Here is a 4,565-nt window from a genome sequence, read left to right as displayed (position 1 = left end):
CCTTCCTGTCTCTCTTCTTTCCCCCGCGTCGAGCGGTGGAGTAGGAGAGTGAAGACAGCATACGCCCGGACGAAGCATACGGAGATACTGATTCGAGTCGGGAAAGTATTGAGAGAAAGGAGATGGGAAAAACGTTCGGAATGTGGAGTACACTGCCGTCGCTTGAAACGGCCGTCCCTACGCCAAATAGCGCACGAAGCCCTCGTCTTTCACGCAACTGTCTGAAAAATATCTGTATCTGATTTCTTACGAATCTTCGGTAATGTCGGCATCCTCCTGAATGATCTACTACCTCCTATCCAAAATAACAGAAACATATAAGCATTCGGGCCGTAATACCGAGACAGGCTGATCACGGTGTCTCAACAAACGAACGACAAATCGGGGATCGGAATATCCAAGAAGCGCCTCACTGCGCTCATGCTCCCAGTGCTGGGCGTCTGTTGGTTGGCGTTTCTGCTCTTCCCCGGCTATCTCGGAGAGGAATCGACCATCGATTACGCCGCGATGACGCTCGGCGTCGGACTGATGGTCGCCGGTATATTTCGCTTTCTCTACTCACCGGACGACGAATCGAGCGACGAAGCCGAATCCGAATCCGGTGAGTCTGCCGACCGGAACGACGGAACTGACTCGGCGACATCGGACGAATGAAGCCGAAAGAGAGAGCACGCTGCGGAACGTATCGTTAATCATGATGATCGGGGTCTTCCTCTTCGCCGAACTGTTCATCACGGTCGTCTTCCTCTCGGTCGCCGCGGGCATCCTCTATCAGTGCCATACCGCGGACGAGTGGGAGCCACGCGGTCTCGTGGACATGGAACGTGATGCAGGGATCGACGAGGAGTGGCGCTAATCGCGCCACTGAGCGTGGAGTTCGCTGTGATGTGCCCTTTCGTCCGGGTCGGTGATGATCGAAACCATCTCTTTTCTATCGAGCGTGTATCGACGCTCTTCGTCCCGCGTGACAAGTGAGCGATTCCGTAGTTCCGCGAGGAGGCTCTGAACCTGTGCGATCGATGCCGCCACCTCGTCGTCGATCTCGTGGACCGTCATCGGCCCACTCTTCGCGAGCGCGGCGACGACGTCCCAGGTGTGATTTTCGTTGCATAGCGAATCCCGGCGCGCGGCATCGATTCGGACCACGACGGCGTCGGTGTTCGCCAACTCCACCAACGACGACGTTTCGGAGGTGGATCGATTCGAAACGGCGCTCCCGAGTTCGCGTCCGCGCTCCTTGAGTTCGCGTTGGTAGGCCTCGATCGAACCCTTGTCGTCCGGACTGGTTCGATCGATGCCCGTCTCGTCCGGGTTCCCCCACGTCGTCCGTCCCTTCATGAAGCCGTCCGTCGATCCGGCGTTTCGTGCAGGTCGCGCTTCGGCATCGTCGAAAGCGATCGGTTCCTCGTCCTCGGCCCCATCCTGCTCGACGTTCGGTGGGTCTTCGCTTTCCGCGACGTCCTCGATTTCTCTGGTGTCCTCGATTTCCCTGACGTCTTCGACCTCCGCGGCGTCCTCGGTGTTAGCCTCCCAGTCCTGAAACGACCGCTGTTCGGTTCGCTCGTTCTCCAGTTCTTCGAGTCTGGTTTCGAGTTCCCGGATTCGCTCGTTCTTCTCGCGGAGTCGATCCTCGAACTCCTCCGGACCACCGATGTCGCCGTGGGCGAGCGCGTTCGCCATCTTCCGCGCCGCGTTGGACACGTCCCGCGCCGTCTGGAGTTCGTTCTCCAACTCGGCGATCTGGGCCTGTTTTCGCTCCAGTTGGCTCTCCAGTTCGGCCACGCGGTCGTGCTCTTGCTCTTGAAGCTCCGTGATGCCCTCTAAATCCTGCATCAGCGCGTCGCTGACGGACTTGAGTTCCGGGCGCTCGAAGTCGTCGAGGCCGGGCGTCGCACCCGCGTCGAACGTGCGCTTACGGTCGAACTGCACCCGCCGAATCCCGCCGTCGGTCCAGTCCGTCTGGACGAACCCCTCTCCGGCGTCGAGGTTGGGTACCTCATTCCCGTACTCGCTGCCGACGATTCGGCTGACGACTTTCGTGTCGTTCTCCCACGTCAAGCGATGCCAGACCAGCCAGTTCGCCTGCGTGATGAAGTCCTTTTTCACGTCGGCGGGGCGCTGGCTGATGCCCATGATGCCGAGGCCGTGTTTCCGCCCGCGCTTGCCCACCTTGATGAGCATCTTCCCCGTCTCGCCCATGCCGCCGCCCTCCGGGATGTACTCGTGGCACTCCTCGACCACCAGCAGGAACGGTTTTTTGAGCTTTTTCTCCTTGGCGAACAGGTGCCGCGCCGTCTCGCGGATGAGCGCGTTCGCCTCGTCGTCGTCCAGGTATCCGGAGACGTCGATGATGATGGGGACGTTCTGTTCGAGCGCGAGCGACGCCACCTTCTCGGCGTGCTCGGCCCCGACTTGGATGTCGCATTCCTCGTCCGCGCCGACGTGGAGGAGTTCGTACTCCTCCTTCAGGCCGTAGTACTCGCCGTCCGCGTCGATGATGGCGACGGGGTATCCGGCGTCGAGCAGTTGTTCGACCACGACCGACGCCGTGTTCGACTTTCCGGACCCGCTTTTCCCGGTGACGAACCCGCGCCCCGTCAGGATTTCGACGACGGGAATCGACACGTCGGTGTCATCGGCGACGAGGTGACCGACCGGCAGTTGTTGTTCGTTGTCCATTCTCTTACATTCTCGATTCGGCAGCGAATCCTTCAATTTTTGCATCAACGGGGTCGAGGGAAACGGCGGGATATTGTTGGTGCTTTATCATCTGTGCGACTGTTAAGAAGTGAATCGTTGTGGCTTTCACCGACTCGCTACGGGTTGAGGAAGGTGATTCTGCGATTGCAGTTACTGGGGAGATTACCTCGAAAGTCCTCGCACGCGTTTGTCGAACAAGTACAACACAGCTGTACTTTAGACAAGTTGCGCGATGCCGACCCTGCCGCACGGCGCGCGCGCCAGCAGGCCCGAGGATAGCGAGGTTTCGAAGAAACCTCTAAGTGAGCGGTGTAACCGCGAACTAGCGGTCATCCGAGGGCCTGAGTGGCGAATCGTGCGAGGGATGAGTATTGAAGTGAGCGCTAGCGAACGAGAAACGCAGTCGGTTGGGGAGGGTTGTGGCGGGGTGCGGTTACGGTGGTTTGGGTGGATTGAAAGGGGCCACCCGGTCCCGTGAGTGTGCGAGCGGGACGTCGTCGGAGCGTTGCTCCGACTGAACTCGCGTTTACCGTGGTCGTCTCAGTGACCCCTCTTGACGAGGAGCGCTAACGACGAGTCAAGATGTCACTGAGCGACCGCGAGCAGGCGGGGGCTTTCGAGGTCGTTTTCTTCATCGTCGCTGCTGAGCTAGCACCATCAGAACCTTTCGGTGTCGTTTCCGTGACCCAATTCTTCAAACCGATTCCCCGACAACTACCTCCCATGCCCTTTCCCGAAGCGCTCGACGGCCGCGTCATCGACGGCCACGTCCATCTTATGCCCCAGAAGCTCATGGCCGCAATACGAAAGTCACTCACCGAAGAAGCGGGGTGGTCGTTCGAGCATCCGACCGACCGGGAGCGGATGGAGGAAAAACTCGGTTCGATGGGTGTCGAACGCTACGTTGCCCTTCCGTACGCGCACAAACCCGGGATGGCGAGGGAACTGAACGAGTGGGTGCTGACCCGATCGAGGGAGTCTGAAATGGCGATTCCGTTCGCCACGGTGCACGGCGACGACGACGTGGCGGCGGTCGTCCGCGAGGCGTTCGAGGCGGGTGCGAGGGGATTGAAGTTCCAGTGTCCAGTGCAGGGATGTGGCCCGGCGGACCCCCGACTCGACCCGGCGTTCGAGGCGGCCGCCGAGTACGACAAACCGATCCTGTTCCACGCGGGGACGGCACCGATGTTCGAGGATAGTCCGCACGTCGGGGCCGACCAGTTCGCGGAATTCGTCGAGTCGTATCCGGAGATACGGGCGTGTGCGGCCCACATGGGTACGTTCGAGACGGGGGAATTTCTGAACTTCGCGCGGGACAACGAAAACGTCTTTCTGGACACGACGATGGCGTTGTCGCCCCGCTCGGCGGACGTGTTGGGGTTCGACGCGGACGGTATTTCGGACGAGACGCTGGTCGAACTCGCCGAATCAGTGCAGTTCGGCACGGACTTCCCGAACGTGCCGTATCCCTACGAAGACGAACGCCGGGGACTGCTCGAACGCGAGTTACCGGCGTCCGTGTACGAGGACCTCTTCCGGAATACGGCGGAGCGATTTCTGGGCGAGCGATAGCCATCAGATCACTCGATTCGGCGTTTTGTAGCCGAGAAGAACTCTAACGAAACCGTCGAGCGATGCGCAAGGAAAATACTATGCTCGTCCGTCAGAGAGGAAGTGTATGAATCCCGAGAAAATAACCCTCGAAGCCCTCGACCGGATCGGGAATGGGGGGGAGCCGTTCTCGGCACGAGAGTTTGCGACGGAAGTGGGATGCGGTTCGGATGTCGGTGCGGCGATGCTCGAAGAACTCGCAGAGCAGGGGGTCGTACGCTCCGAGGAGATTCCCCCGGAAACCCGCGTCTGGT

The 4,565-nt window shown here is 60.0% G+C and carries 4 protein-coding genes and 1 pseudogene; 4 read left to right on the top strand and 1 reads right to left on the bottom strand.

Annotated features, from left to right (window positions below):
• Nucleotides 1-357 precede the first annotated feature (357 nt).
• Together WBV42_RS07305 and WBV42_RS07300 are read left to right on the top strand one after the other, a co-directional pair.
• A complete protein-coding gene (locus WBV42_RS07305; RefSeq protein WP_423985439.1) occupies nt 358-654 on the top strand; it encodes a hypothetical protein in 297 nt (98 codons plus the stop codon).
• Between the two features lie 40 nt (nt 655-694).
• The gene (locus WBV42_RS07300) at nt 695-856 is read left to right on the top strand and encodes a hypothetical protein (protein ID WP_190303849.1); all 162 of its coding nucleotides are present in this window, start codon (nt 695-697) and stop codon (nt 854-856) included.
• On the opposite strand, the gene WBV42_RS07295 is transcribed toward WBV42_RS07300, so the two are convergent.
• The gene (locus WBV42_RS07295) at nt 853-2,679 is read right to left on the bottom strand and encodes a helicase HerA domain-containing protein (protein ID WP_423985438.1); all 1,827 of its coding nucleotides are present in this window, start codon (nt 2,677-2,679) and stop codon (nt 853-855) included. The genes WBV42_RS07300 and WBV42_RS07295 overlap by 4 nt on opposite strands.
• 744 nt (nt 2,680-3,423) lie before the next feature.
• Between WBV42_RS07295 and WBV42_RS07290 the strand changes: the two genes are divergently transcribed.
• Both WBV42_RS07290 and WBV42_RS07285 read left to right on the top strand, forming a co-directional pair.
• A complete protein-coding gene (locus tag WBV42_RS07290; RefSeq protein WP_423985437.1) occupies nt 3,424-4,272 on the top strand; it encodes an amidohydrolase family protein in 849 nt (282 codons plus the stop codon).
• A gap of 106 nt (nt 4,273-4,378) precedes the next feature.
• Nucleotides 4,379-4,565: pseudogene (locus tag WBV42_RS07285) on the top strand (hypothetical protein); the annotation flags it as partial.

The sequence above is a fragment of the Haladaptatus sp. genome (genome assembly GCF_049589095.1).
In the GTDB taxonomy this organism is placed as follows: Archaea; Halobacteriota; Halobacteria; order Halobacteriales; family Haladaptataceae; genus Haladaptatus.
The sequence above is the reverse complement of the archived record's forward strand: the minus strand, read 5'-3'. Positions and strand labels throughout refer to the sequence as shown.

Bases quoted from the DNA above. Each gene is read 5' to 3' on its own strand.
- WBV42_RS07300 (WP_190303849.1), top strand. From the start codon at position 695: ATGATGATCGGGGTCTTCCTCTTCGCCGAACTGTTCATCACGGTCGTC.
- WBV42_RS07295 (WP_423985438.1), bottom strand. From the start codon at position 2,679: ATGGACAACGAACAACAACTGCCGGTCGGTCACCTCGTCGCCGATGAC.
- WBV42_RS07290 (WP_423985437.1), top strand. From the start codon at position 3,424: ATGCCCTTTCCCGAAGCGCTCGACGGCCGCGTCATCGACGGCCACGTC.